Origin of the sequence: Pseudomonas sp. B21-031 (genome assembly GCF_024748985.1) — a bacterium.
Lineage (GTDB): Bacteria > Pseudomonadota > Gammaproteobacteria > Pseudomonadales > Pseudomonadaceae > Aquipseudomonas > Aquipseudomonas kermanshahensis.
The window spans coordinates 220342-246921 of the sequence record NZ_CP087181.1; the positions used below are offsets into that span (position 1 = coordinate 220342).

Consider the following 26580-nt stretch of genomic DNA (forward strand, 5'->3'; position numbering starts at 1 on the left):
CAAGGCTGCTCCTACAAGTGATTGCGCTACAGCTTCGGCATCTGTCCGATGCGCGCGACCATCTCGCTCACTACCTGCAGATCCAGCATGAACTGCTCCACGGTCTTGAACTCGTTGTCGTTGTGCCCGGTGTATTTCACGTCAGGCATGGCCAGCCCGAACTGCACGCCGTTGGGCAAGTCATGCACCGAGGTAGCTCCCGCCGAGGTGCCAAACTCGTGCTTCATGCCCAGGTTCTCGCTGGCCACGGCAAGCAGGGCCTTGACCCATTCGCCCTCCGGGTTGCGGTACATCGGCGCGTCGAGGCTGTAGTCGAAGGCCACCGGGACGTGGCTGGTGCTCTTCCATTGATCCAGCTTGGTCGCCAGGTCATCCTTGATCACGGCAATTTCCTTGCCCTTCGGGATACGCAGGTTGACCGCCAGTTTCAGCCCCTTGTCGTCCACGCCGACAAAGGTCGGCGAGGCGGTCAGCGGCCCCATGAACGCGTCTTCAAAGCCCACGCCGAGCTTTTTGCCCAGGTAGTCCAGGCCCCAGTTGTCGCTGGCATAACGGGCGGCGTCGGTGAACTGGTTGTGCTTGAGCGGCACCTGCTTGCCCAGGCCATCGATGAACACCAGCATGCGCGCCACCGGGTTAACCCCGGACTCCGGCTCCGAGGAGTGGGCCGAGACGCCTTTCACGGTGAGCTGCACGTCCTTGCCAACCACCTTGGCATCGATGCTGAAATCACCGCCGTTGCCCTTCACATACGCGGCCCCGGCCTTGTTCAGGCTGGCTGCCAGCTCGGCAGGCTTGTCGCTGGCCAGGGTGGCGACCGACGTCGTCGGAATCTGGTTGGTGGCCAGGCCGCCGGTGAGGTGGGTGATTTCGGCGCCCTTGCCGGTGGCGGCGCGCTTGGCGAAGCTGGCCATGACCGTGCCGTAGCCTTTCTCGGCGATCACTACCGGGTAGCCGCCGTCCAGCGCCAAGTTGTAGTCAGGCGTCGGGTTGCGCTCGAAGTAGTAAGGGATCGCGTCACCGCTGGTTTCTTCGGTGGTGTCCACCAGCAGTTTGAGTTGCCGGGCCAGCGGCAGCTTCTCGTCCTTGGCCACTTTCAGCGCATACAGCGCCACGACGATGCCGTTCTTGTCGTCTTCGGTGCCGCGGCCATACATGCGGTCACCCACCAGCGTGACCTTGAAGGGGTCGAGGCGAGTGCCATCGTCCAGCTTCCAGTTGTCCGGGTTGACCGGCACCACATCGGCGTGGGCATGGATGCCGACCACTTCTTTGCCTTCGCCCAGGGTGATCTCGTAGACCCGGTTGTCGATATTGCGGAACGTCAGGCCAAAACCTTCGGCCAGGGCTTTGATCTTGTCCGCGATCTTCAGGAACTCGGGGTTCTCGTGCTGCGGTACGCCATCGACGCTGAAGGTGGGGATGGCCACCAGTTCGCGCAGGGTCTCGGTGGCGGCCTTGCCGTACTTGATACGGGTATACAGGCCCAGCAGGCGGTTGATTTCGTTCTGCTGCTCGTCGGCCAGCGGCTTGTTGGCCAGGTAGGCGCTCAGCGTCTCGCCGAGGTTGTCGGCCTTGGCCAGGTCGCTGCCGTTGAGCTTGCCGATGAACTGCTTGAAGTCCGCCAGTTCTGTGCCGTCGTAGGCCTTGATGATGGCCGCGGATTGTTGCTGGGAGAGGTTGGCCTGGGCCGGTACGCTGAACAGGCCGATGCTGGCCAGCAGCAGTGAGGTAGCGGTGAGTTTTTTCAGGTACATGGGCGCGCGCATTCCTTCGCGAGTCATTGTTGGGGGTACCCGTTCGAAAAACGGGAAGGTGCCCACGCTAACACCAATGCTCTGCAGTACGGGAGTACCAGAAACGCGACATGTCGCACAAACGAAAAAGCCCCGGGAATAATCCCAGGGCTTTCGAAGATGGCGCACTCGGCGGGATTCGAACCCACGACCCCTGCCTTCGGAGGGCAGTACTCTATCCAGCTGAGCTACGAGTGCAACGCGCACGCATGATACCCATCTGTTTCGGTTGCGTCCATCGCCTTGATCTGTAGCTGTTTTTACCCGCGCTTCGGACATAACGCTTGTAGGAGCAGCCTTGTGCTGCGAAGAGGCCAGTGGCAGCAACGCAGACGTGTGCTGTTATCGCCGGCCTCTTCGCAGCACAAGGCTGTTCCTACAGGCCATCAGAGTGCGATCAGCTCGGGCCGCAGCCCTTCTACCCGGCGAACCACGGGTGGCAGGTAACCGCCGGCACCGGTGATTTGGTGCAGCACCTTCTCGCGCAGCCCATGCAGCGCCACGCCTGTGCGCAGGCGCGGGTGTGGCAGGTCGATTTCGACCACCGACTTGATCCGCCCCGGGCGCGGTTCCAGCACGACCACCCGGTCGGCCAGGTAGGTGGCCTCTTCGGCATCGTGGGTCACCAGCAGGGTGGTGATGCCGGCTCGTTCCCGAATGGCCAGCAGCTCATCCTGCAGTTGCTGGCGGGTCAGCGCATCGAGCGCGCCGAAGGGCTCGTCAAGCAACAGGATCCGTGGGCTTGCCACCAGCCCGCGGGCGATTGCCACGCGCTGGGCCATGCCGCCGGAAAGCTGGTGCGGGTAAGCCGACTCGAACCCGCTAAGGCCGACCAGCAGCACAAATTCATGCACGCGCCGGGCGCGCTCACCCTGGGTCAGCTGTTCGTTGACCAGCCCCAGGGCGATGTTCTGCTCCACCGTCAGCCAGGGGAACAGGCGGTGTTCCTGAAACACGATGCCGCGTTCGCCATCAATGCCACTGACCGGGCGCCCGTCGACGCGGATGCTGCCGCTGTAGTCGGTGTCGAGCCCCACCAGCAGGCGTAGCAGGGTAGATTTTCCACAGCCAGACGCACCGACGATGGCGATGAATTCGCCTTCGTTGATCGACAGGTTGAAATCGTGAATGGCCTCCAACGGTTGGCCATCGACGCGGAATACCTTACCGACCTCTTCGAAGCTGACCAATGGCGGGGTAGCGTCGGGTTGATTGGCCGCAGGCAGGTGCGAGGTGTTGAAGGCGTTCATGCGGTTCTCCAGCGCGTGGCGCGCGATTCGAGGCGTTGTCCGAGGGTGCCGAGCAGGGCGCCGACCAGGCCGATCAGGACCATGGCGGCCATCACCTGGTCCATGCGGAACAGCTGTTGGGCGCCGATCATCAGGCTGGCGATGCCGCCGTCAGAAGGCATGAAGTACTCCGCGCCGATGGTGCCCAGCCAGGCGTAGATCAGCGACAGGCGCAGGCCAGCGAAAATCGCCGGGGCAGCGCCGGGCAGCACCAACCGGCGCAAGCGTTGCCACAGGCTCAGGCGCAAGGTGCGGGCGGCCTCGCCCAGCTGAGGCGACAGCCCGGCGATACCGCGCTGGGTGGCGATCAGCAACGGGAAGAACGCCGCCAGGGCCACGAACACAGTTTTTGCGCCTTCGCCCAGGCCGAACCAGGCCGTAAGCAGAGGCACCCAGGCAAACAGCGCCACTTGGCGCACGGCCGTCAGGCTCGGGCCGAACACGCGCTCGGCGTGGTGCGAAAGGCCCAGCAGCAGGCCAACCAGCAAACCCGCGCCACCGCCCAGCACCAGGCCGGTCAAGGTGCGTTGCAGGCTCAGCAGCAACGCCTGTGGCAGCGTGCCGTCCGCCAGCCCGTTGAACAGGGTGTGCAGCACGCCCAGCGGTGACGTGAGGATGTTCTGGTCGACCCAGCCAACGTTGCTGGTGGCCTGCCACAGTGCCAGCAGTGCAATCGGCAGCAGCAGGCTTTGCCAACCTTTTGGGATCGGGCCACGCTGTTGCTCGCCGGTTGCGGGTTGCGGCCAGAACAGCAGGCGTTTCTCCAGGCGCGAGAAGCCCTGCTCCATGAGCGCCCCAACCAGGCCGATCACTAGGATGCAGAGCAGCACCAGGTCGAGCATGAACAACTGCCGGCCCCACACCATCAGGTAGCCGATGCCCTCGCTGGAGGCCAGCAGCTCTACGGCCAGCAACGACGTCCAGCCGGTGGCCAGGGCCAGGCGTACGCCCGTGAGGAAGGCGGGCAGGGCGGCGGGCAACAGCAGCCGCAGGAACAACAGATGACGGGGCAAGCGCAGCGCCGCTGCAGCTTCACGCAGTTTGGGTTGGGCATCGCGCACGCCGACCAGGGTGTGCAGGGTGACCGGCACCACCACGGCTTTGACCAGCACCACCAGCTTCAGCAACTCGCCGATGCCGAAAAACAGCATGAACAGCGGTATCCAGGCCAGGGTAGGAATTTGCGCCAGCGCGACGAAGGTGGGCAGCACCAGCGTCTGTGCCCGCCGCGACGACCCCAGCCAGGTGCCCAGCAGCAACCCGCTGACAATCCCGACCGCCAAGCCCCAGAACAGCCGCTGCACACTTATCCACAGGTGCCCCCAAAGCTCCCCGGAGCCAAACTCCAGCGCGCTCTCCCACACCCGCGAAGGCGCCGGCAAAATCTGCTCGCTCATCCAGTGGTGCTGGCTAGCGACCACCCACAACACCGCGATCAACACCGGCAATACCCAAGAAAGGTACGCAGCCTTCTTGTAGGAGCGGCCTTGCGTCGCGAAAGGGCCGCGAAGCGGCCCCCGAAGCCACCCCCAACTCCTGTTCAGAATTCCATTCATCGGCATCTCTCGAACGAAGCGTTGTTATCTTATGCACTAATGGAATTAAAAAATCATAAGTGCGCATTTCAAGAGATAAGAGCATGCAAACCTTGCATGCGCAAACCCCTTACCGTTGCGTTTTCCTCATATTTTCCATGCGTTCTCCGCAAGCCCCCCGCAGGCCCGCAGCGCGCCTGATTTATGCCTTCTGGTTACTAAAAAATGAAGTTTTGATCTTTGGAGGTTCTAACCAGACCTGCCTAGCTTCTGACCAAAGCGCCGGCCTTCGTCGGTGGCAGCCTGCCAAGGAGCCTTGCCATGAAAACCCCACTACGCCACCTGATCACCGCCCTTGGGCTGGTCTTTACCCTCAACGCCCACGCTGCCGAGTCAGCCAAGCCAGAGAGCATCCGCATCGCCGTGCCCGACTTGAGCGCTGGCAGCAAACACAGCGCCGGGGGCGTGGTCGATGTCCTGCGCGACCAGCAATTGCTGGAGAAGGAATTCGCCAAGGACGGCATCCGCATCGATTGGCACTTCTTCAAGGGCGCAGGGCCGGTGGTGAACGAGGCCCTGGCCAATGGCCAAGCCGACTTTGCCTACCTCGGGGACCTGGCTGCGATCGTCGGCAAGGCCAATGGCCTGGATACCCGCGTGCTGTCGGCCGGCGTGCGCGGGGTGAAAAGCTACCTGGGGGTGGTGCCGGGGTCCGGCATCAAGACCCTGCACGACCTCAAGGGCAAGCGTGTGGCGGTGTTCCGCGGCACTGCCAACCAGCTGTCGTTCGCCAGCGCGCTGGCCAGCCAGGGGCTGTCCGAGCGTGATCTGAAGGTGATCAACCTCGACTTCAACGCTGCCAACGCCGCAATCGCCGCCAAGCAGATCGATGCCACCTGGGGCCTGTCGAACCTGCTGGCGCTGCGTGAACGCGGGCTGGTCGAGCTGCCCGTCAATTCCCGCGACCTGCAAGGCGCCGGCAGCACCCAGGCGGTCTTGCTGGGCACCGGCGAATTCATCCGCCAGCACCCAGACCTGGTGCAGCGCCTGGTCAATGCCCAGGAGCAGGCTACCGCGTGGCTGCGTGACGAACACAACCGCGACGCCTACGTCGACCTGGTGGCAAACAACGCGAGCTGGCCGCGCAGCATCCTCAGCGATGACTTGGCCAAGGAAAACCTCGCGCATTACTTCGACCCACGCCTGGACGCTGATTTTCTGGCCCAACTGCAGCAGGGCGTCGACCTGGCCGCCAAAGAGCGCCTGATCCGCCGTGGCTTCCAGGTTGCCGACTGGGTTGAACCTCGCTTTCTAGACACCGCACTGCAACAGCAGCAGGCCGTCCAGGCCGCCCGCTAACCCTCTGAACCGACAATAACCGCAAGGACCACGACCATGAGCAATGCCGCCTTGGCCACCGCGCCACTCGCCCTTGAACTCGACATCCACCCGGTTGCCGGCCGTATCGGCGCCGAGATCCGCGGGTTGAAGCTTTCTGCCGACTTGGATGCCGCCACGATCGACGCCATACAGGCGGCCTTGGTCGAGCACAAAGTGATCTTCTTCCGTGGCCAGACCCACCTGGACGACCAGAGCCAGGAAGGCTTCGCCAAGTTGCTGGGCGAACCGGTCGCCCACCCCACCGTGCCGGTGGTCGATGGCACCAGCTACCTGCTCCAGCTTGATGGTGCCGAAGGCCAGCGGGCCAACTCCTGGCACACCGACGTGACCTTCGTCGATGCCTACCCCAAGGCGTCCATCCTGCGCAGCGTGGTGGCGCCGGCGTCTGGTGGGGATACCGTGTGGGCCAATACTGCAGCGGCGTACCAGGAGCTGCCCGAGCCATTGCGCGAGCTGGCCGACAAGTTGTGGGCGGTGCACAGCAACGAATACGACTACGCGTCCCTCAAGCCTGACGTCGACCCGGCCAAGCTGGAGCGTTATCGCCAGGTGTTCACCTCGACGGTGTACGAGACCGAGCATCCGGTCGTGCGCGTGCACCCGGTCAGCGGTGAGCGGGCGCTGCAGTTGGGGCATTTCGTGAAGCGCATCAAGGGCTATTCGCTGGCCGACTCGCAGTACTTGTTCGCCGTGCTGCAGGGGCATGTAACGCGCTTGGAAAATACCGTGCGCTGGCGCTGGCAAGCGGGGGATGTGGCGATCTGGGATAACCGCGCGACGCAGCATTATGCGGTGGATGACTATGGCACCCAGCCGCGTGTGGTTCGGCGGGTGACGTTGGCGGGTGAGGTGCCGGTGGGGGTGGATGGGCAACTGAGCCGCACAACCCGAAAAGGCTAAGACCTACCCAGTCGGTAGGAGCAGCCTTGTACTGCGAAGAGGCCGGAGCTGCCAGGCTCATTACGTTTGGCATGTACCGGCCTCTTCGCAGCACAAGGCTGCTCCTACACACAGCGGGCGGTAGGGTTGTTCATAGGTCGGTATCACAGGCAATCAGCTGCCTGACCAACCCCTGCGCCAACGGCGACAACCCATACCCCACCCGGCTCACCACCCCATAGCGGGTATAAAACGCCTCTTCTTGCTCCGGCGCCAAGTCCGAAAGCTTCAGCGCCACCAGCCCCCCGTCGCGTTGATACGGCCGCAGGTTGGCATTGCAGGCAATGCCGATGGTGTCCGAATGCATCACCACATTCAGCAACGCATAGCCATGTTCGCATTCCACCGTGGGCAGAAAATCCTGCCGCCCGCTGAGGTCGCTGAGGATCTTGCGGATGTTCGGCGGGCGAAAGGTGGTGGCCAATGGGTACTCGAACAGGTCCCGCGCCTGCACCGCTTGCCGCGTGGTCAGCGGGTGCCCAGCGCGGCAGCAGAAATGCCAACGCTGCGGCGCCAGCTTGTGCACGCGGTAATCCGGGTCTGACTCGAACTGGCGGGTGTCGGCGACGAAAAACTCGATCTCTTCGGCGATCAGCTTGCGGTTCAACGCCTGCCAGTTATCCACCTGAAAACACGTGCGCGCCGCTGGGTATTCGGCGACGAAGCGCGCCACTGCCCGTGGCACCAAGCCCCCCGCTGGCGCAGGGCCGGAGCCGAAGCGCACCACGCCGGTGGTGGCGCCGTTGAACTGGTGAATTTCATTGACCAGGTTGTGCGCCCCGTGCACCAGCCGCCGTGAATGCTCCAATACCAGCAAACCCTGGCGGGTGGGGGCCAGCTCTTTGCTGGCGCGGTCCACCAGGCGGCAGCCGATGTTGTGCTCGAGGGTCTGGATGCTGCGGCTGAAGGCCGATTGCGACAGGTTCACCGCAGCAGCCGCAGCGACGAAACTGCGGTGTTCGACCAGGGCGATGTAGTGGCGCAGCTGACGGAGATCGATATGCATTTTCTACATTAAAACCTTCGGTCAAATGCAATTGCTGATAAGGGTAAGTCCCCTTATAAAGGCTGTTACTTATTCCACTAAATATGAATTACAAATATTTATATCACTTAAAAGAATATAAGCCCGACTGACCGCGATTCGGTTCCGCCAACGGAAATGCTCGCTCAGGGCCCATGCCTCAAGGAGCATCAGCATGTCCCGAGTTTCCCGTTGGCCTGCGCGCGCATCGCGGTTCACCCTGCAACCCTTGGCCGCTGGCGTATTGCTGGCGGCATCCACTGGCAGCTTTGCCGAAGCGCCTGTCAGCACCGCCCCAGCCGTGGAGCAGGAGGCCAAGCTTGGCACCGTTACCGTCAACGCCCGCCGTCGCGAAGAAACCGCACAGAGCGTGCCCACGCCGATCAGCGTGCTGAACAGCGAAACCCTGGAAACCCAGCGCATCTACCGCGTGCAGGACCTGCAACAACTGGTGCCGAGCACCAACGTCGCCTATGTGCATGCCCGTCAATCGAGCATCTCGATCCGTGGCCTGGGTAACAACCCGGCCAGCGATGGCCTGGAAGGCAGCGTCGGCATCTACCTGGACAACGTCTACCTCGGTCGCCCCGGCATGGCGGTGTTCGACCTGCTGGATGTCGAGCAACTGGAGGTGCTGCGCGGCCCGCAAGGCACGCTGTTCGGCAAGAACACCACCGCCGGTGTGCTCAACATCACCACGCGCAAGCCGACCTTCCACCGCGAGGGCAGCGTTCAGCAGTCGATTGGCGAAGATGGCTACCTGCAGACTCAGGGCAGCTTTTCCGGGCCGATCAGCGACACCCTGGCCGGGCGCATCAGTGCCTACCGCACCGAAGACGATGGCTACGTGAAGAACATCCACAACGGTGACGACCTGAACGGCGGCAAGCGCCAGGGATTTCGCACCCAATTGCTGTTCAAGCCCAGCGAAACCTTCAACCTGCGCTGGATCGGCGAGTACAACGAAGAAGATTCCAACAACGGCATCCTCAGCCTGTACAGCACCGGCCCGACCATCAACGGCGTCAACCGCTACGAGAGCCTGGCAGCGCAGGCCGGCGCGACGCTGGTGTCGGGCAAGGACCGCAAGGTCAATTTCGATGCCGATCAGCAGGTGACGGTGTTCCAGGGTGGCACTTCGGTCGAGGCCAACTGGACCTTGCCCAACGACTTCACCCTCACTTCGATCACCGCCTACCGCTGGTGGGACTTTACCCCGCGTAACGACGATGGCCTCAACGTGCCGGTGTTCTACAGCGCCGGTGTATCGGTGCGCGACAAGCAGTATTCGCAGGAGATTCGCCTGGCTTCGCCGACTGGTGGCGCCTTCGACTACGTGCTGGGCGCGTACTACTTCAAGCAGGACCTGGACAATAAATCCTTCACCTATTACGGCCCTCAGGCAGACATCTGGAACATCACCCCGGCGGGCGCCCTGAACAACGTCAACACCCTCGGTGATGGCCACATCGACACCGACAGCTATGCGCTGTTCGCCCAGGGCACCTGGCACCTTACCGACCGCCTGGACTTCACCGCCGGTGTGCGCGGCACTTACGAGGAGAAAAGCGCCTGGGTGACCCGTGATGCGCCTACGGGTGGCGCGGCGGTCACCGGCGCCGCAGCGGCGGCGCGCCAGGGCCGGGTGGGGGCCTACGACTCGGGGGATCTCAACCAGTACAGCTTCAGCCCCTCTGGCCTGCTGGGCCTGAGTTACCGCTTCAACGACCAGGTACTGGGTTATGCCACCCTGACCCATGGCGAGAAATCCGGGGGTATCAACCTTACCGTGGGCGCCGCGCCGCGCTTGGGCACTGACTCGCTGCTGGTCGGCACCGAGCGGGTCAACAACGCCGAAATCGGGGTCAAGAGCACGCTGCTGGATGATCGCCTGCAGCTCAACGCCAACCTGTTCTGGGCTGAAGTGCATGGCTACCAGGCCAACGTGTATGACGAGGCCAACCGCGTGCAGTACCTGGCCAACGCGGGGCGTGTGCGTTCGCGAGGCCTGGAGTTCGAGGCCACGGCGCTGCCGGTGCGCGGCCTTACGGTCAACTTCAACGGCTCGTGGAACGACGTGCGCTACACCGAGTACGACGATGCGCCATGCCCGCCCGAAGTCAGCCTGGCCAATGCCACCGCCACCTGCGACCTGTCGGGCCATCAGGTGGTCGGCGCCTCCAAGTACATCGCCAACCTCAACGCCCAGTACAAGTGGCAACTGGCCGAGCGCGTCGAGCCCTACGTCACCGCCAGCTACGCCTTCCGTTCCAAGGCGGTGGGCACCATCGATGACTCTGATTTCGGCCAGATCCCCAGCTATGCGCTGGTCAACCTCTCCACCGGCGTGCGCCTGGACCAGGGCGACGGCGTGCTCGACCTGTCGCTGTGGGTGAAAAACGCCGGTGACAAGACCTACTTCACCAGCCTGTGGAACTCCGCCAACGGTGGCTATGCCGGCGTACTCGGCACCCCTCGCACCTTCGGCGCTACCGCCCGTTACGACTTCTGAGCACAAGGAGCTTTGCCATGAATGCTAAAACCGAAACCCCTGCATTGCCTGAAGGCGCCTGCCTCACAGCCAAGGTCCCCGGGCCTGATGAGGCGCTGTTGGGCGACGTGGTGGTCAACCCGTACCGCCTGGCACCGCTGACGGCCATCATCCGCGATGGCGGGCGTACGCTGAGTGCGGCCCATGTGCGCGTGCTGGGCCGCGGCGAGCGGGGCGTAGACATCGCGTACGAGGTGTCGGACCGCTCGCTGTGGACCTATGGCGGCATCCCGGTGTTCGGGCTGTACCCCGACTACGTCAACCAGGTGGAAGTGACCTACAAACTCGATGGCGAGCGCATCCGCGAGCGTTATCAGGTCTATGCGCCGGCAGTGCGCCTGCCGGTGGTAGCGAAGCAGACAGCGGCGTTGCCCGAGGTCGAACCGATCAAGGTAGCGCCCGGCTTCGAAAACCGCCTTTACCTGTTCAACCACCTGCAGGGGGATATCCCGGGCGGCCGGGCCTTCAAGTGGAATGCCCTGGGCGGTGCGGCCGAGTGGGACCAAGTGGGCAACAACTGGATCGCCGACAGTAATGGCGACGTGCGCTGGTACCTGGATATCGAGCAGATTCACGATTCCAACCGCCGGGACGGCCTGGGCGGCACCATGGGCTTCCAGCAGACCCGTGACGGCAAGCTGATTTGGGGCCAGGGCCAGACTTACTCCAAGTACGACCTGCTTGGCCGGCGCATCTGGCAACGCAGCTTGCCGGACAAGTTTGCCGACTTCTCCCACGAAATCCGCGAGACCGCCAACGGCACCTACCTGTTGCGGGTCGGCACCAGCGATTATCGCCGGCCAGACGGCAAGCGCGTGCGCTCGATCCGTGACCACATCATCGAGGTGAGCGAAGCGGGTGATGTGTTGGACTTCTGGGACCTGAACCAGATCCTCGACCCGTACCGCGGCGACCTGCTGGAAACCCTTGGCAAGGCGGCGATTCAGTTGCCCGACGGCGTGCATAAGCAGGAAGACCGGCTGGCCAACGAACTGGCCGAAGGCGACCTACCGTTCGGTGACACCCCAGGCGTTGGCACCGGGCGTAACTGGGCGCACGTCAATGCCATCGACTACGACGCAGATGACGACAGCATCATCGTTTCAGCACGCCATCAAGGCGTGGTGAAGATCGGCCGTGACAAAGCCGTGAAGTGGATTCTCGCCTCGCCGCAGGGGTGGCCGCAGCGCTTGCAGGACAAGGTGCTGACGCCGGTGCAGAGCGAAGGCTTCGATTGGTCCTGGACCCAGCACACCGCCTGGCTCACGGGCAAAGGCACGTTGACTGTGTTCGACAACGGCTGGGGGCGCGATTTTGCCCCGACCAAGCTGGCCGGCAATTACAGCCGCGCGGTGGAGTACAAGATCGACGAGGCCAAGGGCACGGTCGAGCAGGTGTGGGAGTACGGCAAAGCGCGCGGTGACGAATGGTACAGCCCGGTGACCTCGGTGGTGGCCTACCGGCCCGAGACCGATACCCAATTCATCTATTCGGCCTCGGTGAATTTCCTGACCCCAGAGAAACTGACTACCACTGTGCTCAATGAGGTGCGCCGCGGGACGCAGGAGGTGCTGGTGGAGCTGAAGGTGCACAGCCGACAGCCGGGCAGTGTCGGGTATCGGGCGCTGGTGATCGACCTGGGCAAGGCGTTCTGATCCATCCCGTCTGGGAGGGCCGTCGGTCCTCCCTTCACATTTCTTCCCGCTCGATCGTCTAACCTGTATCGGCCTCTTCGCGGGCTTGCCCGCGAAGAGGCCGTCTGCGGTGTAAAAAATCATGAAATTTCCCCAGGCTGTTCAACCATTCGTTCTTTTTTTCGAACAGCCTATTGTCCTACACCCCAGCAGCCGCTTAGCATTCGTTTGAGATTTCAAACGCTCGATGCCCTGCTTTGGGCGCTTTTCAACAATCAACAATTCGGGAAGCCGACATGCAGCTCAAAGACGCTCAGTTGTTCCGCCAGCAAGCCTATATCAATGGTGAGTGGCTGGATGCGGACAATGGCCAGACCATCAAGGTGACCAACCCGGCCACCGGCGAAGTCATCGGTACCGTGCCGAAGATGGGCACCGCGGAAACCCGCCGCGCCATCGAAGCCGCCGACAAGGCCCTGCCGGCCTGGCGCGCCCTGACCGCCAAAGAGCGTTCGGCCAAGCTGCGTCGCTGGTTCGAACTGATGATCGAGAACCAGGACGACCTGGCTCGCCTGATGACCACCGAGCAAGGCAAGCCACTGGCCGAAGCCAAAGGCGAAATCGCCTATGCCGCCTCGTTCATCGAGTGGTTCGCTGAAGAAGCCAAGCGCGTCTACGGTGACACCATCCCAGGCCACCAGCCTGACAAGCGCCTGATCGTCATCAAGCAGCCAATCGGCGTTACCGCGGCCATCACCCCGTGGAACTTCCCGGCGGCCATGATCACCCGTAAAGCCGGCCCGGCCCTGGCCGCTGGCTGCACCATGGTGCTCAAGCCCGCTTCACAGACCCCGTACTCCGCTCTGGCCCTGGTCGAGCTGGCTCACCGTGCCGGCATCCCAGCTGGTGTGCTGAGCGTCGTTACCGGCAGCGCTGGCGAAGTCGGCGGCGAGCTGACTGGCAACTCCCTGGTTCGCAAACTGTCCTTCACCGGCTCGACCGAAATCGGTCGCCAGCTGATGCAAGAATGCGCCAAGGACATCAAGAAGGTTTCCCTGGAGCTGGGCGGCAACGCGCCATTCATCGTGTTCGACGACGCTGACCTGGACAAGGCAGTCGAAGGCGCGATCATCTCCAAGTACCGCAACAACGGCCAGACCTGCGTCTGCGCCAACCGTATCTACGTGCAGGACGGCGTCTACGACGCGTTCGCCGAGAAGCTGGCTGCTGCAGTGGCCAAGCTGAAGATCGGTAACGGTCTGGAAGACGGCACCACCACTGGCCCGCTGATCGACGGCAAGGCTGTCGCCAAGGTTCAGGAACACATCGAAGACGCGGTCGCCAAAGGCGCCAAGGTGCTGGCCGGTGGCAAGCTGATCGAAGGCAACTTCTTCGAGCCGACCATTCTGGTCAACGTGCCGAAGACCGCTGCTGTCGCCAAGGAAGAGACCTTCGGCCCACTGGCGCCGCTGTTCCGCTTCCAGGACGAAGCCGAAGTCATCGCCATGTCCAACGACACCGAGTTCGGCCTGGCTTCGTACTTCTACGCCCGCGACATGAGCCGTGTGTTCCGTGTTGCCGAAGCGCTGGAATACGGCATGGTTGGCATCAACACCGGCCTGATTTCCAACGAAGTCGCACCGTTTGGCGGTATCAAGGCTTCGGGCCTGGGCCGCGAAGGTTCCAAATACGGTATCGAGGACTACCTCGAAATCAAATACCTGTGCATCAGCGTTTGATCACCGGTTAAAAGGCTTTACCTCTGCCAGCGGGGCGCGAGAGCGACGTCTCGCTGGCCTTTTTTACATGCAGTACCTGGTGGCCAGGGCGTTCACGGCAGTCGATCAACGAATACTGTGCGCGAGCACTCCCAGCCACCCCCGAATAAAAGCGCCATTCTGATCGGCGCAATGAGGGCATTATGAGCAAGACCAACGAATCCTTGATGCAACGCCGTGTAGCCGCCGTCCCACGTGGCGTCGGCCAAATCCACCCGATCTTCGTAGACACCGCGAAGAACTCGACGGTGATCGACGTTGAAGGCCGCGAACTGATCGACTTCGCGGGCGGCATCGCAGTGCTGAACACCGGCCACCTGCACCCGAAAGTGGTTGCAGCCGTGCAAGAGCAGCTGACCAAAGTCAGCCACACCTGCTTCCAGGTGCTGGCCTACGAACCCTACGTAGAGCTGTGCGAAAAGATCAACAAGCTGGTCCCAGGCGACTTCGACAAGAAGACCCTGCTGGTCACCACCGGCTCCGAAGCCGTTGAAAACGCCGTCAAGATCGCCCGTGCCGCCACTGGCCGCGCTGGCGTGATCGCCTTCACCGGCGCCTACCACGGCCGTACCATGATGACCCTGGGCCTGACCGGCAAGGTCGTGCCGTACTCCGCTGGCATGGGCCTGATGCCAGGCGGCATCTTCCGCGCACTGTTCCCGAACGAACTGCACGGTGTGAGCGTCGACGACGCCATCGCCTCGGTTGAGCGCATCTTCAAGAACGATGCCGAGCCTAAGGACATCGCCGCGATCATCCTCGAGCCCGTACAAGGCGAAGGCGGCTTCCTGCCAGCGCCGAAAGAGCTGATGCAGCGCCTGCGCGCCCTGTGCGACCAGCACGGCATCCTGCTGATCGCCGACGAAGTGCAGACCGGCGCTGGCCGTACTGGCACCTTCTTCGCCATGGAACAGATGGGCGTTGCGCCTGATCTGACCACCTTCGCCAAATCCATCGCTGGCGGCTTCCCGCTGGCCGGTGTGTGCGGCAAGGCCGAGTACATGGACGCCATCGCACCAGGCGGCCTGGGCGGCACCTACGCCGGTTCGCCGATCGCTTGCGCTGCGGCCCTGGCCGTGATCGAAGTGTTCGAAGAAGAAAAACTGCTGGACCGCAGCAAGGCTGTTGGTGAGCACCTGGTAACTGGCCTGCGCAAGATCCAGGAAAAGAACCCAATCATCGGTGACATCCGTGGTCTGGGCTCGATGATTGCCGTCGAAGTCTTCGAGAAAGGCACTCACACCCCGAATGCTGCTGCCGTTGGCCAAGTGGTTGCCAAGGCACGTGACAAGGGTCTGATCCTGCTGTCTTGCGGCACCTACGGCAACGTCCTGCGTATTCTGGTCCCGCTGACCGCCGAAGACGCACTGCTGGACAAAGGCCTGGCGATCATCGAAGAGTGCTTCGCCGAACTCGCCTAATGTGACACGCTTCAGAAAAAACCCGCCTCGGCGGGTTTTTTTTGTGCCCAGAAAACGCGATGAACGCTATCGTTGACGCAGGACTTGCCTTGGAAGCTGCGACGGATTGCGTGTCAGGGATATTCAGGAGTTGGCCATGAGCGCTGTAGACCCCACCCCACCTTGCGTACTGATTGTCGAGGGCGACCCGTGGGTGCGTGACATGCTCAAGGAGATGCTGCTCAGCGTGCGTTGCGACGCCCGTCTGCAGGTCTGCGCCGATGGCTCGCAGGCGCTGAGCGCGCTGTCGAGCAAGCCCGACCTGATCATCGCTGCGCGTGAGCTGGCCGGCGTCGATGGCCTCGACCTGCTGCGCAAGGTCCGCGCCAAGGGCCCGGGGTTGCCGTTCATTCTCATGAGCAGCCGCAGCGACAGTGCCAGCGTGCGCGAAGCGTTGCCCCTGCACCCCACCGCTTACCTAAGCAAGCCCCTGAACCTGGATAACCTGCGCAAGCGCCTGGAAGAACTCCTGCTAGCCGTCGGCGAAGAAATCGCCTGCCCGGTGCCGCCTTTGCAGCCGGGTGCCAGCCTGGCCGGTTACCTCGAGCAGCGCCGCGCAACGGCCGATGGCGGGCCGCTGCTCGCCGATGTGCAGGTGGCGATCAAGCGCGCGCTGAACCCTCAGGGCCTGAACCTCAAGGTGCTTGAAGAGGAAGTGCGCAACGACCCGCAGGTTACCGCGGTGCTGATCGCCGCCGCCAACAGCGCCGCCCTGCACCGCGACGCGCCCGTGCAAACGTTGCTGCAGGCGTTGAACAAGCTTGGCAGCACCCAGAGCATGAACCTGATCCTGGGCATGACCCTCAAGCGCAGTGCACGGCTAAGCGACCCCTTGCTTGCGCAGCACGCGGCGCACTTCTGGAACCTCTCGCTGCACTGCGCTGAATACGGCCGCAGCCTGGCGCGGATGTTAGAACTGGATGAAGGGCGTTGTTACTGCGCCGGGCTGTTGCATTGCCTGGGCGACCTGGCGGTGCTGCGCTGCCTGCAAGAGTGGCGCCTGGCCGGTGGTGAGCTGGACGAGGGCACGGTCCGCAAGTCGCTCGATGAATACGGCGCGGCATTCGGTTCGGCGCTGCGCACGCGCTGGCGCTTGCCGCTGGCACTGCGTGAACTGATTGCGGCCATCTACCAACTGGGCGGTGGCGTGTATTCGCGGGAGATCCTGGCGATGAACCTGGCCGGGCAATTGTCACGGCTTCCGGCTGAGCATGGGTTGGAGCAGGTTGCCAGTAACAAGACTGCACGGCTGCTCAAGCTCGGCTTGGCGGAGCTGGGCCGGTTGCGCAAAGTGGAGAAGCCGCAGGACGAAGCCTCCATCTGACATCACGTGCGATTCTTGTAGGAGCGGCCTCGCGTCGCGAAAGGGCTGCGAAGCAGCCCCGGCAATATCGGCGGCGAAGCTGAAAGCCTGGGGCCGCTACGCGCCCCTTTCGCGACGCAAGGCCGCTCCTACAAATCGTGCATGGCCTGTGCTGAGTTTAGCCCCGCACAATCTGATTCTTCCCCTGCCGCTTGGCCCGATACATCGCCGCATCGGCGCGGGCGAACAGGCTGTCCAGCGACTCATCCTCATCCGTCAACGCCGTCAGCCCCTGGCTCACGGTCACCCCGTAAACGTGCTCGTCGTGGCTGAAGCTCAGCCGTTGGATCTCTCGCTGCAAACGCTCGGCGATCTGCTCGGCCACCTGTGCATTACAGCCTGGGAACACGGCCGCAAACTCCTCGCCTCCAATACGTCCAAACTGGTCCCCTCGCCGTAGCACGGCTTTGCCGCTGTCGGCGATACGCTGCAGTACCTGGTCGCCTTCCTGGTGCCCGTAGCTGTCATTGATCTGTTTGAAATCGTCGATGTCCAGCAGCAGGAAGGCCAGTGGCGTGCCGTCCTCGCGGGCGCTGTCGAAGGCCTGCTGGGCGCATTCGAAGAAGTGCCGGCGGTTGCTGCTCTGGGTCAGCACGTCGGTGGTGGCCAGGCGATGCAGTTCGCCTTCGAGTTGCTTCTTTTCGGTGATGTCTTCGGCGATACCGACAACGATGACCCGCTGTTCGCCCTCGCGGTGCTGGTTGATGTAGCACTTGTCACTCAGCCAGCGTACCTGGCCTTCGGCATTGAGGATGCGGTATTCGCGATCTTCCACCGAGCCTTTGAGCAGCACTTGGGCCAGGCTGCGCTCGGCGTACTCCAGGTCGTCGGGGTAGATGCTGTCGCGCCACTCGTTGTAGTCGGCCAGCACCAGGCTGATCGGGCGGCCAAAGATACGTTCGTAGGCCGGGCTGACGTAGAGCACCTGGCGAGCTTCCCAGTCAAAGGCCCAGAGTACGGCATTGACGCTGTCCAGCAACGAACTGAAGAGTTGTTCGCGTTCACTCAGGCGGGCGACTTCGCCTTGGGCGTGCAGCAGGGCCAGCAAGGTCTTGGCGGCCTCTGGAGGTGGGGTGCCGGGCAGGGAAGTTGGAATGTTCTTGGCCATGTGCACGAGCGAGTCTCGACAAGTGAGCGTGCGGCCAGCATCAGGCCCGCCACGCGGGCGATGTGCCGAATTGGAGTGGTGGGCAGGGGGGGAAGTTCCAGGCGGCACGCCCTGCCAGAAGGGCGTGCCGATCAACGGCGGTCAGGCGCCGGTTGGGCGCAGGGAGTAGGTTTTAAGTTGTGCGGCGAAGTCGTGCAGGGCATGGATGCCACTGGCTTCGGCCTCGTGCACCCAGTCCTTCATGGCCGCGAGCATGTCGTGGCCATTGGCGCTGGTGCGTGCCCAGATTTGCTGCAGGGCCAGGCGTTTTTCGTAAATGACCTTGAGGGCCTGGCTATGCGCGAGCAGCGTCTCGATGCGCACGTGGTGGCGGTCTTCCAAGAGGCTGGTCTCCCGCGACAGCAGGCGCTTGGCGCGGCGGAAACGGTGGCGCATCGACGCGTCGACCTTGGCCAGCTCTTGCTGCACCAGCGGGCCGATCACCAGCTTGCGGTACTGGGCCATGATCTGGAAGCGATTGTTGAGGATCGCCATGGCAGTGTCCATGTCCAGGTTGGCCTTGCCTTCGACCCTGTGGGCGATCGGCGCCACGCGCTGCACCTTGGCCAGGCGCAGGAAGCAGAACAGGCGTATCCAGGCCCAGCCCATGTCGAATTCCCAGCGTTTTACCGACAGCTTGGCCGAGTTGGGGTAGGTGTGGTGGTTGTTGTGCAGCTCTTCGCCACCGATGACGATGCCCCACGGCACCAGGTTGGTGGCGGCGTCACGGCATTCGAAATTGCGGTAGCCGACGGCATGGCCCAGGCCATTGACCACGCCAGCGGCCCAGAACGGAATCCACATCATCTGCACCGCCCAGATGGTGATGCCAATGGTGCCGAACAGCAGCAAGTCGATCACCGCCAGCAGGGCAATGCCGCCCAGCTTGAACCGCGAGTAGAGGTTGCGCTCGATCCAGTCGTCCGGGCAGTTCTTGCCGTAGATGCGCAGGGTTTCGGAGTTGCGTGCCTCTTCGCGGTAGAGCTCGGCGCCTTTGCGCAGGACCGTGCTCAAACCCTTGTGCACCGGGCTGTGCGGGTCGTCCGGGGTTTCGCACTTGGCGTGGTGCTTGCGGTGGACGGCGGTCCACTCGCGGGTGTTCTGCGCCGTGGTCAGCCACAGCCAGAAACGGAAGAAATGCTTGAGCGCGCCGTTGAGCTCCAAGGCCCGGTGCGCGGAGTAGCGATGCAGGTAAACCGTGACGCTGACGATGGTCACATGGGTCATCAACAAAGTGATGCCGACCAGTTGCCAGGCCGACAAGTCGAGCAGGCCGTTGTACCACATAGGTGTTAAAACCCTCGAGAACACAGGGGAAGGGTCTGATTATCCCTTGGCAGGGAAATAAAACCAGTCACCCTTTCAGATAGGACGTCACGACATGTTTCACCCTTTATAATGCGCGCTCTTTGTTCATGGGCCATTCCACCCGACATGTCTGTTTCCGTTCGCGACGCCTTGCGCATGGCTGCGCTCTATGTGGTGCTGTCGATCCTCTGGCTGGTGCTGGCAGAGATGCTCCTGCATGGCATGACTGACGACCCGCTGGCACTGACGGTGGGGCGGCAGATCAATGTGGTGATCTGGGTCTTGTTCAGCGCGGTGCTGATTTTCGTGTCGCGGGCACGGCTGCTCAATTTCATCGGCATTGGCGCGCGCCTGCGCTGCGAAGACCGCGAGCGGCTGCGCATGGCGGCGGCGGTGTTCGACAGTACCCTCGAAGGGGTGCTGGTGACCGACCGCCAAGGCCTGATCGTGCACGTCAACCGCGCCTTCATGCGTATCACCGGCTACCAGCAGGACGAGGTCATTGGCCAGCGCCCGAACAAGTTCAAGTCGGGCCGCCATGGCGCGTCGTTCTATCAGCAGATCTTTGCCACCCTGGCCGAAAAGGGCGAATGGAGCGGCGAGATCTGGAACCGCCGCAAAAGCGGCGAGATCTACCCGCAATGGCAGACGATCTGCGCCATACGCGATGACGCTGGCGAGCTAAGCCATTACGTGGCGGTCTTCAGCGACATCAGTGCGATCAAGCATACCGAGCAGGAACTGGCTTACCTGGCGCATCACGACCCGTTGACCGGCCTGCCCAACCGCCTGCTGTTCACCGACCGCGTCGAGCAGGCGCTGGTGACGGCGCAAGCCAACAAACGCGGTTGCGGTTTGCTGCTGCTCGACCTGGACCATTTCCAGAGCATCAACGACGGCCTTGGCCACACCATCGGCGATCAGTTGCTCAAGCTGGTGGGCGAGCGCCTGGGCGAGGTGGTGGGCAATGGGGTGACCCTGGCGCGGCTGGGGGGGGACGAGTTCGGTGTACTGGCGGAGAACTGCCAGCAAGTCGGCCAGGCGGGCAAGCTGGCGCAACGCATCATCGAGCGTATGCGCGAGCCGTTCGTGTTCGATGGTCATCGCCTGTTCATCAGTGTCAGCGTCGGCATCAGCCTGTTCCCCAGCGATGCGCTGGGTACCGAGCAGTTGCTGCGCAATGCCGACGCGGCACTGTTCAAGGCCAAGAGCAGCGGGCGCGCCTGCTATGCGCTGTACACCGAAGAGCTGACCGCGCACGCCCAGCACCGGGTGGAAACCGCGGGCGAGCTGCGCCGTGCCTTGGAGCAGGATGAACTGCGGGTGTACTTCCAGCCGGTGCATGACCTGGCCACGGCCGAGCGGGTAGGGGTCGAGACCCTGGTGCGCTGGGCGCATCCACAGCGCGGCCTGGTGCCGCCGAGCGAGTTCATACCGATCGCCGAGCGCACCGGGTTGATTGCCGAAATCGACACTTGGGTGCTGCGTCAGGCTTGCCTGCAGATGGTGCAGTGGCAGCGCGAAGGCCGGCAGCTGGCGTTTGTCGCGGTGAATATCTCAAGCCGTCTGTTTGGCCAGCACGCGTTGTATCGGCAGGTGGCCGAAGTGCTGCACGAAACCGGCCTGGCCCCGGCGATGCTGGAGCTGGAAGTCACCGAGAGTGCGGTGATGGAAGACCCGGAAGTGGCGCTGGAGCAGCTGCATCGCCTGCGTGAACTGGGCGTGACCTTGGCGATCGACGACTTTGGCACGGGGTATTCATCGCTGCTGCGGCTCAAGCGTTTGCCGGTGCAGAAGCTGAAGATCGATCAGGGGTTTGTCGCGGGCCTGCCTCATGACGATGACGACATCGCGATCGTGCGGGTGATCATTGCCCTGGCCCGCAGCATGGGCATGCACGTGCATGCCGAGGGCATCGAGCAGCAAGAGCAGGCCAGCTTCCTGCTGCAGGAGCAGTGCCAGTTGGGCCAGGGCTACTGGTTCGGCCGGCCGGTGCCGGCGCAGGATCTACCTTGGGGGTGATGGGTCGCCGGTGAGATCCTGGGGCTGCTTCGCAGCCCATTCGCGACGCAAGGCCGCTCCAACAAGAATCGCGACCCCTATAGAAGCAGCCTTGCCGGGGCGCCGGACCGTTAACGGCTCACCGCTTGTTCAACCCCTTCGCCAGCCGATCCCCACCCAGTTGAATCAACGCCACCAACGCCACCAGCATGGCGATCACGGTCAGCATGATTTGGCTGTCAAAGCGCTGATACCCATACCGATAGGCAATGTCGCCCAGCCCACCGGCGCCAATCGCCCCGGCCATGGCTGACGAGTTGATGAGGGTCACCAGGGTAATGGTGAACCCCCCGACGATGCCGGGCAGCGCCTCAGGCAGCAGCACATGCCAGACGATGTGCCAACGCCGGCAGCCCATGGCTTGCGCCGCTTCCACCAGGCCGTGGTCCACTTCGCGCAAGCTCACCTCGGCAATCCGGGCAAAGAAGGGGGTGGCGGCGATGGTCAGCGGCACCACGGCCGCCCACACGCCATAGGTGGTGCCTACCACCAGGCGGGTGAAGGGGATCAGCGCGACCATCAGGATCAGAAACGGGATCGAGCGGAACAGGTTGACGAACGCCCCCAGCACCCGGTTCAGCAGCGGTGCCTCGAAGATGCCGCCCTTGTCGCTGGTGACCAGCAGCACCGCCATCGGTACACCGACCAACAGCGCGATCAGCGACGACACGCCGACCATCAGCAGGGTGTCGAGCAAGCCTTCAAGCAGGCGATCAAACCACATGGCCCAGTACCTCCACGTCTTCGGCCCAACGGCGGGCACGCTCCAGCAATTGGTGGGTGTCGTGTGGCGAATGCTGCACCGACAGGATCAACTGCCCAAGGGCATGCTCACCGATGGTTTCAACGCCACCTTGCAGCAGGCGCACACGGCCGCCGAGGTCGGTGAACAGCGCAGAAAGCTCCGGCTCGCCGAGCAAAGTCAGCTTGAGCACCACGGCGCTGTCGCGGCTCTGCGGGCTGGCCTTGAGGCTGGCCTGCAAAGTCGCGGGCAGCTTGGCCTGCAAGGGTGCGAGCAAGGTCCGCGTCACTTCATGGCGCGGTGTGCCGAATACCCGCCAGACTTCCCCTTGCTCGACCACTTCGCCGCGCTCCAGCACCACCACGCGGTGGCAGATATCGCGGATTACCGCCATTTCATGGGTGATCAGCACGATGGTCAGGCCCAGGCGCTGGTTGATGTCACGCAGCAGTTCAAGGATCGAGGCCGTGGTTTCAGGGTCGAGTGCCGAGGTGGCCTCGTCGCACAAGAGGATCTCGGGGTCGTGCACCAGCGCCCGGGCGATGCCGACGCGTTGCTTTTGCCCGCCCGACAACTGCGCGGGGTAGACGTGGTGCTTTTCCTGCAGGCCGACCAGCTCCAGCAGTGCGCGCACCTTGCGCTGGCGCTCGGCCTTGGGCACACCGGCCACTTTCAGCGGCAGCTCGACGTTTTGCCACACGGTCTTGGCCGACATCAGGTTGAAGTGCTGGAAGATCATGCCGATGCGCCGGCGCAGCGCAACCAAGCGGTCCTCGTCGAAGGGCGCGATGTCCACCTGGTCGATCAGCACGCGGCCCTGGCTGGGTTGCTCCAGGCGGTTGATGGTGCGCAGCAGCGACGACTTGCCGGCGCCGCTGCGGCCGATGATGCCGAAGACCTCGCCATGGCGGATGTTCAGGTCGATGCCTTGCAAGGCAGGCTGAGCCTGGCCAGGGTAGGTCTTGCCGAGGCCGATGAAGCGCACGTGGGCTTCGTTGACCTCTGGGCGCAGGGCCTGTTCCTTGGCCGTTGGCGGCAATGGTTGGGGTGTCGGCGCCCTGAGCGCGCTGGCCTGGCTCATGTCAGCCCTCCCAACCGGCCTGGTAGAGGTTGCCGTGGGCTTTGTTCAAGGCCGCGCGCACCGCGGGCGAGTGCTGGTAGATATCGACGAACTTGGCCAGGCGCGGGTCGTCCTTGCTTTGCGGGCGAATGACGAACTGGATCACGTACTCTTTGTTTTCCAGGCCATCGAACAGCAGCGCGGAGGTGGCGTCGAAGCTGTTGGCCAGGCGGATGTAGGCCGGGTAGCCCTGAACCAGGTCGGCGTCATCATAGGCGCGGACCAGTTGCACCGCCTCGACCTGAAGGATTTTAAGGTGCTTGGGGTTGGCGATGATGTCGTCTTCCGTGGCCTTGTAGCCGACCCCAGGTTTAAGCGTGATCAGCCCCGCCTTGGCCAGTAACTGCAGGCCCCGGCCGCTGTTGATCGGGTCGTTGGCGATGGCCACGCTGGCGCCTTCGGGCAGCTCGGCGAAGCTTTTGTACTTTTTCGAGTACAGACCGACGTTGTTGATGATGCCTGGCGCGTAGGGCACCAGGTTGAAGCCCGCAGCGGCCTTGGCGTTTTCCAGGAACGGGATGTGCTGGAAGTAGTTCACGTCGATGTCGCCGCTGTTGAGGCTGACGTTGGGGGCTATCCAATCGCTGAACTCGATCAGCTTCACGTCCAGGCCTTGCTTGTGGGCTTCTTCCACGGCGGTTTCCAGGGGAATCGCAAAGGCGGAGGTGGTACCGATTTTCAACGGCTCGGCGGCGAAGGCGCTGGCGGACAGGCCAAGGGTGACCGCAATGGCCGCGACGGGCCGGAACAGTTTCTCAAGCATGGTGCAGGGCTCCAGTCGGGGCAGGGGTTGGGGTAAAGCGGTAGCGCGAGCCGGGATGGCTGGCGGGCAGGTGCGGGTGGTCGGTGTCGAACAACTTCTCGCGCAGGGTGCCCTCGGCGTAGGCGGTCTTGTAGCGGCCACGCTGTTGTAGCTGCGGGATGACCAGGTCGATGAAGTCCTCAAAGCTTTCTGGGGTGACGGTGCGGGTCAGGTTGAAGCCGTCCAGCCCGGTTTCGTCGAGCCAGGCGATCAGGGCATCGGCGACCTGTCCAGGCGTGCCGACCAGGGTCACGTAGCGCCCGCCCAGGGCGTGCTGATCAAGCAGGCGGCGGCGGGTCCAGGCGTTTTCCTGCAGCTGGCGCGTGGCCGACTGAATGGCGTTGCCCTTGCTGAAGCCGATCGGCTCGTCCAGCCCATAGGCCGCAAAGTCGATGCCGGTGGAGGCGGCAAAGTGCGCCACGCCGGCCTCGGGGCTGGCATGGCGCAGGTATTCGGCATGCTTGGCTTGGGCCTGTTGCTCAGTGGGGGCGACGATCACCGTGATGCCCATGAACACCTTGACCGCCTGCGGATCGCGACCCGCCGCCTTGGCGGCCGCGCGCACCTTGTCGACCTGGGCGCGGGTGGCGGTTTTGTCCTGGCCGCTGATGAACACGCACTCGGCATGGTTGCCGGCAAAGGCGAGGCCGCGCGGGGAACTGCCCGCCTGGAACAACACCGGTGTGCGTTGCGCTGAGGGCTCGCACAGGTGGTAGCCCTCGACGTTGTAGAACTCACCGTGGTGGCTGACCTTGCGCACCTTGTCGGGCTGGGCGTAGATGCGCTGCTCGCGGTCGGCGACCACGGCATCGTCAGCCCAGCTGCCTTCGAGCAGTTTGTACAGCACCTGCAGGTACTCGTCGGCCTGGTCGTAGCGCCGATCATGCTCGGGTTGCTGCGCCAGGCCCATGGCGCGGGCCGCGCTGTCGAGGTAGCCGGTGACGATATTCCAGCCGACCCGGCCATTGGTGAGGTGGTCGAGCGTGGAGAGGCGCCGGGCGAACAGGTAAGGCGCCTCGTAGGTGAGGTTGGCGGTAAGGCCGAAGCCCAGGTTGCGGGTGACGGCGGCCATCGCCGACACCAACAGCAAGGGGTCGTTGACCGGTAGCTGGATCGACTCCTTGAGCGTTACCTCCAGGGACTGGCCATAGATGTCGTAGGTGCCGACGATGTCGGCGATGAACAGGCCGTCGAACAAGCCCCGTTCCAGCAGGCGTGCCAGGTCGGTCCAGTATTCAAGCGTCTTGTACTGGGTCGAGGTGTCCCGCGGGTGGGTCCACAGGCCATGGTTGATGTGCCCGATACAGTTCATGTTGAAGGCATTGAGCAGAATCTGCTTGGCCATCAGATCGTCCCCCGGCGCGGCGGGTTTTCGTTGTTCAGGTAGTAGTTGCCGATGGCGTGGTACTTCCAGCGCACCGGGTCGTGCAGGGTGTGCACGCGGGCGTTGCGCCAGTGGCGGTCGAGGTTGTGCTCGGCGAGGGTGGCCTGGCTACCGGCCAGTTCGAACAGCGTGGTGCCGGCGGCGAGGGAAATCTCGGTGCTGATGGCGCGTGCTTCGGCCACGGCAATGGAGGCGGCGGCGACGTTATCGACGCTGCTGTCTTGCTGGGCGCGGTCGAGGTATTCACCGGCGCGTTCGAGCAGGGCTTCGGAGGCGTGCAGGCGGATCGCCAGTTGGCCGAAGCTTTTCAGGGTCAGGGGGTCTTCGCTGGCCTTGTCCAGGCCCGAGTCGACCCAGGGGCGGCTGCGGGTGCGCACGAAGTGCAGGGCATCTTCGTAGGCGGCGCGGGCGATGCCGGTGTCGATGGCGGCGTGGAGAATCTGTGCCAGTGGGCCGACCGGGGTCGGGCGTTCGAAGGCGCTCTGGAAGGGCACTACGTCTTGGGCGCTGACCCACACGTTGTCGAATACCACCGAACCACTGCCGGTGGTGCGCTGGCCGAAGCCGCTCCAGTCGTCGATCACCTGCAGGCCTTGGCTGTCGGCGGGGACGAAGGCCAATTGTTGCACGCCATCGTCATCGATCACCGAGGTCGGGATGCGCTGGGCGTAAAGGGCACCGGTGGAATAGAACTTGCGCCCATTGATACGGAACCCATCACCGTCGCGGCTCAGGCGGGTGGTGCGGTCGTTGGCGGTCTTGGTGCCCAGTTCGGCCAAGGCATTGCCAAAGCGCCGGCCGGCCAGCACTTCGGCGTACAGGCGTTGCTGTTGTTCAGGGCTGCCGTTTACCCGCAGCACTTCCAGGGCATAGAAGTGGTTTTGCGGGATCTGCCCCAGGGAGCCGTCGGCCTGGGCGATGCGGGCGATGACTTTGGCCAGGGTGACGTTGGACACACCGGCGCCGCCGAAGGCCTTGGGCACGCTGATGGCCCACAGGCCGGAGCGGGTGAACAGGTCGAGTTCGGCATGGGGCAGGCGGCGCTCGCGGTCGCGCAGGGCGCTGTCGCGGCGCAGTTGCTGGGCGATGTCTTCGGCGATGGCCAGGGCTTGGGTGTCGCTGGTGATGATGTTTGTGGTCATAGTGTTTCTCCGGGGCCTTGGGGGCCGCTCCGCGCCCCAATCGCCGGCAAGCCGGCTCCCACATGTTCGGCGGTAGCGCTCTGAAGGTGGGAGCCGGCTTGCCG

At 63.5% G+C, this 26580-nt stretch carries 19 protein-coding genes and 1 tRNA gene; 8 read left to right on the top strand and 12 right to left on the bottom strand.

Annotated elements, in window-relative coordinates; all coding sequences use genetic code 11:
• Positions 1 to 26: 26 nt before the first annotated feature.
• The 4 genes from LOY53_RS00970 to LOY53_RS00985 all read right to left on the bottom strand — a co-directional run bounded on the left by LOY53_RS00970 (position 27) and on the right by LOY53_RS00985 (position 4641).
• Positions 27 to 1757 carry a dipeptidase gene (locus LOY53_RS00970; protein ID WP_258703488.1) on the bottom strand — a complete coding sequence of 577 codons (1731 nt, stop codon included), beginning with the start codon at positions 1755 to 1757 and terminating at the stop codon, positions 27 to 29.
• A gap of 160 nt (positions 1758 to 1917) precedes the next feature.
• Positions 1918 to 1994: transfer RNA gene (locus tag LOY53_RS00975), tRNA-Arg, on the bottom strand.
• Positions 1995 to 2182: 188 nt separating this feature from the next.
• Positions 2183 to 3046, bottom strand: coding sequence for an ABC transporter ATP-binding protein (locus tag LOY53_RS00980; RefSeq protein ID WP_258703489.1), 864 nt, complete (start codon positions 3044 to 3046; stop codon positions 2183 to 2185).
• The gene (locus LOY53_RS00985) at positions 3043 to 4641 is read right to left on the bottom strand and encodes an ABC transporter permease (RefSeq protein ID WP_258703490.1); all 1599 of its coding nucleotides are present in this window, start codon (positions 4639 to 4641) and stop codon (positions 3043 to 3045) included. Before LOY53_RS00985 ends, LOY53_RS00980 begins: the two co-directional genes overlap by 4 nt.
• A 300-nt stretch (positions 4642 to 4941) precedes the next feature.
• On the opposite strand from LOY53_RS00985, the gene LOY53_RS00990 reads away from it, so the two are divergent.
• Entirely contained in the window at positions 4942 to 5979 is a 1038-nt protein-coding gene (locus LOY53_RS00990; RefSeq protein WP_258703491.1) for an ABC transporter substrate-binding protein, read from the top strand.
• Positions 5980 to 6015: 36 nt separating this feature from the next.
• Positions 6016 to 6921 carry a TauD/TfdA family dioxygenase gene (locus LOY53_RS00995; protein WP_258703492.1) on the top strand — a complete coding sequence of 302 codons (906 nt, stop codon included), beginning with the start codon at positions 6016 to 6018 and terminating at the stop codon, positions 6919 to 6921.
• Between the two features lie 130 nt (positions 6922 to 7051).
• Here LOY53_RS00995 and LOY53_RS01000 read toward each other — a convergent pair whose 3' ends face one another.
• Positions 7052 to 7966, bottom strand: coding sequence for a LysR family transcriptional regulator (locus LOY53_RS01000; RefSeq protein WP_252826399.1), 915 nt, complete (start codon positions 7964 to 7966; stop codon positions 7052 to 7054).
• 193 nt (positions 7967 to 8159) lie between these two features.
• Between LOY53_RS01000 and LOY53_RS01005 the strand changes: the two genes are divergently transcribed.
• From LOY53_RS01005 to LOY53_RS01025, 5 genes are all read left to right on the top strand, one after another.
• Positions 8160 to 10496 carry a TonB-dependent receptor gene (locus LOY53_RS01005; protein ID WP_099428053.1) on the top strand — a complete coding sequence of 779 codons (2337 nt, stop codon included), beginning with the start codon at positions 8160 to 8162 and terminating at the stop codon, positions 10494 to 10496.
• A 17-nt stretch (positions 10497 to 10513) separates the two neighbouring features.
• Positions 10514 to 12190, top strand: coding sequence for an aryl-sulfate sulfotransferase (locus LOY53_RS01010; RefSeq protein ID WP_258703493.1), 1677 nt, complete (start codon positions 10514 to 10516; stop codon positions 12188 to 12190).
• Between the two features lie 275 nt (positions 12191 to 12465).
• The gene (gabD, locus tag LOY53_RS01015) at positions 12466 to 13908 is read left to right on the top strand and encodes an NADP-dependent succinate-semialdehyde dehydrogenase (RefSeq protein ID WP_027595154.1); all 1443 of its coding nucleotides are present in this window, start codon (positions 12466 to 12468) and stop codon (positions 13906 to 13908) included.
• Between the two features lie 182 nt (positions 13909 to 14090).
• Positions 14091 to 15368 carry a 4-aminobutyrate--2-oxoglutarate transaminase gene (gabT, locus tag LOY53_RS01020; RefSeq protein ID WP_027595155.1) on the top strand — a complete coding sequence of 426 codons (1278 nt, stop codon included), beginning with the start codon at positions 14091 to 14093 and terminating at the stop codon, positions 15366 to 15368.
• Between the two features lie 136 nt (positions 15369 to 15504).
• Positions 15505 to 16731 (top strand): response regulator, encoded by a 1227-nt coding sequence (locus LOY53_RS01025; RefSeq protein WP_258703494.1) that lies wholly within the window; start codon positions 15505 to 15507, stop codon positions 16729 to 16731.
• A gap of 157 nt (positions 16732 to 16888) precedes the next feature.
• Here LOY53_RS01025 and LOY53_RS01030 read toward each other — a convergent pair whose 3' ends face one another.
• Positions 16889 to 17878 (bottom strand): sensor domain-containing diguanylate cyclase, encoded by a 990-nt coding sequence (locus tag LOY53_RS01030; RefSeq protein ID WP_027595157.1) that lies wholly within the window; start codon positions 17876 to 17878, stop codon positions 16889 to 16891.
• A gap of 141 nt (positions 17879 to 18019) precedes the next feature.
• Positions 18020 to 19204 carry a delta-9 fatty acid desaturase DesA gene (gene desA / locus LOY53_RS01035; RefSeq protein ID WP_258703495.1) on the bottom strand — a complete coding sequence of 395 codons (1185 nt, stop codon included), beginning with the start codon at positions 19202 to 19204 and terminating at the stop codon, positions 18020 to 18022.
• Between the two features lie 147 nt (positions 19205 to 19351).
• Between desA and dibA the strand changes: the two genes are divergently transcribed.
• Positions 19352 to 21247 (top strand): phosphodiesterase DibA, encoded by a 1896-nt coding sequence (gene dibA / locus LOY53_RS01040; RefSeq protein WP_252826403.1) that lies wholly within the window; start codon positions 19352 to 19354, stop codon positions 21245 to 21247.
• A gap of 118 nt (positions 21248 to 21365) precedes the next feature.
• On the opposite strand, the gene LOY53_RS01045 is transcribed toward dibA, so the two are convergent.
• Genes LOY53_RS01045 through LOY53_RS01065 form a run of 5 tightly spaced genes read right to left on the bottom strand, consistent with a single transcriptional unit; the run spans position 21366 to position 26476 of the window.
• On the bottom strand, positions 21366 to 22010 hold the full coding sequence (locus LOY53_RS01045; protein WP_008096606.1) for a methionine ABC transporter permease: 645 nt from the start codon (positions 22008 to 22010) through the stop codon (positions 21366 to 21368).
• Entirely contained in the window at positions 22000 to 23109 is a 1110-nt protein-coding gene (locus LOY53_RS01050; protein WP_099452613.1) for a methionine ABC transporter ATP-binding protein, read from the bottom strand. The genes LOY53_RS01045 and LOY53_RS01050 overlap by 11 nt, the downstream gene beginning before the upstream one ends.
• Position 23110: 1 nt before the next feature.
• Positions 23111 to 23911 (bottom strand): MetQ/NlpA family ABC transporter substrate-binding protein, encoded by an 801-nt coding sequence (locus tag LOY53_RS01055; protein ID WP_085273879.1) that lies wholly within the window; start codon positions 23909 to 23911, stop codon positions 23111 to 23113.
• Entirely contained in the window at positions 23904 to 25295 is a 1392-nt protein-coding gene (locus tag LOY53_RS01060) for an LLM class flavin-dependent oxidoreductase (RefSeq protein WP_258703496.1), read from the bottom strand. Before LOY53_RS01060 ends, LOY53_RS01055 begins: the two co-directional genes overlap by 8 nt.
• Entirely contained in the window at positions 25295 to 26476 is a 1182-nt protein-coding gene (locus LOY53_RS01065) for an SfnB family sulfur acquisition oxidoreductase (protein WP_252826406.1), read from the bottom strand. Before LOY53_RS01065 ends, LOY53_RS01060 begins: the two co-directional genes overlap by 1 nt.
• Positions 26477 to 26580 lie beyond the last annotated feature (104 nt).

What these genes read in the sequence shown, in the direction of transcription:
- LOY53_RS00995 (WP_258703492.1), top strand. Translation starts at nt 6,016, where the DNA reads ATGAGCAATGCCGCCTTGGCCACCGCGCCACTCGCCCTTGAACTCGAC.
- LOY53_RS01010 (WP_258703493.1), top strand. Translation starts at nt 10,514, where the DNA reads ATGAATGCTAAAACCGAAACCCCTGCATTGCCTGAAGGCGCCTGCCTC.
- LOY53_RS01065 (WP_252826406.1), bottom strand. Translation starts at nt 26,476, where the DNA reads ATGACCACAAACATCATCACCAGCGACACCCAAGCCCTGGCCATCGCC.
- LOY53_RS01060 (WP_258703496.1), bottom strand. Translation starts at nt 25,295, where the DNA reads ATGGCCAAGCAGATTCTGCTCAATGCCTTCAACATGAACTGTATCGGG.
- dibA (WP_252826403.1), top strand. Translation starts at nt 19,352, where the DNA reads ATGTCTGTTTCCGTTCGCGACGCCTTGCGCATGGCTGCGCTCTATGTG.
- LOY53_RS00990 (WP_258703491.1), top strand. Translation starts at nt 4,942, where the DNA reads ATGAAAACCCCACTACGCCACCTGATCACCGCCCTTGGGCTGGTCTTT.
- desA (WP_258703495.1), bottom strand. Translation starts at nt 19,204, where the DNA reads ATGTGGTACAACGGCCTGCTCGACTTGTCGGCCTGGCAACTGGTCGGC.
- LOY53_RS01055 (WP_085273879.1), bottom strand. Translation starts at nt 23,911, where the DNA reads ATGCTTGAGAAACTGTTCCGGCCCGTCGCGGCCATTGCGGTCACCCTT.
- LOY53_RS01030 (WP_027595157.1), bottom strand. Translation starts at nt 17,878, where the DNA reads ATGGCCAAGAACATTCCAACTTCCCTGCCCGGCACCCCACCTCCAGAG.
- LOY53_RS00985 (WP_258703490.1), bottom strand. Translation starts at nt 4,641, where the DNA reads ATGAATGGAATTCTGAACAGGAGTTGGGGGTGGCTTCGGGGGCCGCTT.
- gabT (WP_027595155.1), top strand. Translation starts at nt 14,091, where the DNA reads ATGAGCAAGACCAACGAATCCTTGATGCAACGCCGTGTAGCCGCCGTC.
- LOY53_RS01050 (WP_099452613.1), bottom strand. Translation starts at nt 23,109, where the DNA reads ATGAGCCAGGCCAGCGCGCTCAGGGCGCCGACACCCCAACCATTGCCG.
- LOY53_RS00970 (WP_258703488.1), bottom strand. Translation starts at nt 1,757, where the DNA reads ATGTACCTGAAAAAACTCACCGCTACCTCACTGCTGCTGGCCAGCATC.
- LOY53_RS01000 (WP_252826399.1), bottom strand. Translation starts at nt 7,966, where the DNA reads ATGCATATCGATCTCCGTCAGCTGCGCCACTACATCGCCCTGGTCGAA.
- LOY53_RS00980 (WP_258703489.1), bottom strand. Translation starts at nt 3,046, where the DNA reads ATGAACGCCTTCAACACCTCGCACCTGCCTGCGGCCAATCAACCCGAC.
- LOY53_RS01005 (WP_099428053.1), top strand. Translation starts at nt 8,160, where the DNA reads ATGTCCCGAGTTTCCCGTTGGCCTGCGCGCGCATCGCGGTTCACCCTG.
- LOY53_RS01045 (WP_008096606.1), bottom strand. Translation starts at nt 22,010, where the DNA reads ATGTGGTTTGATCGCCTGCTTGAAGGCTTGCTCGACACCCTGCTGATG.
- gabD (WP_027595154.1), top strand. Translation starts at nt 12,466, where the DNA reads ATGCAGCTCAAAGACGCTCAGTTGTTCCGCCAGCAAGCCTATATCAAT.
- LOY53_RS01025 (WP_258703494.1), top strand. Translation starts at nt 15,505, where the DNA reads ATGAGCGCTGTAGACCCCACCCCACCTTGCGTACTGATTGTCGAGGGC.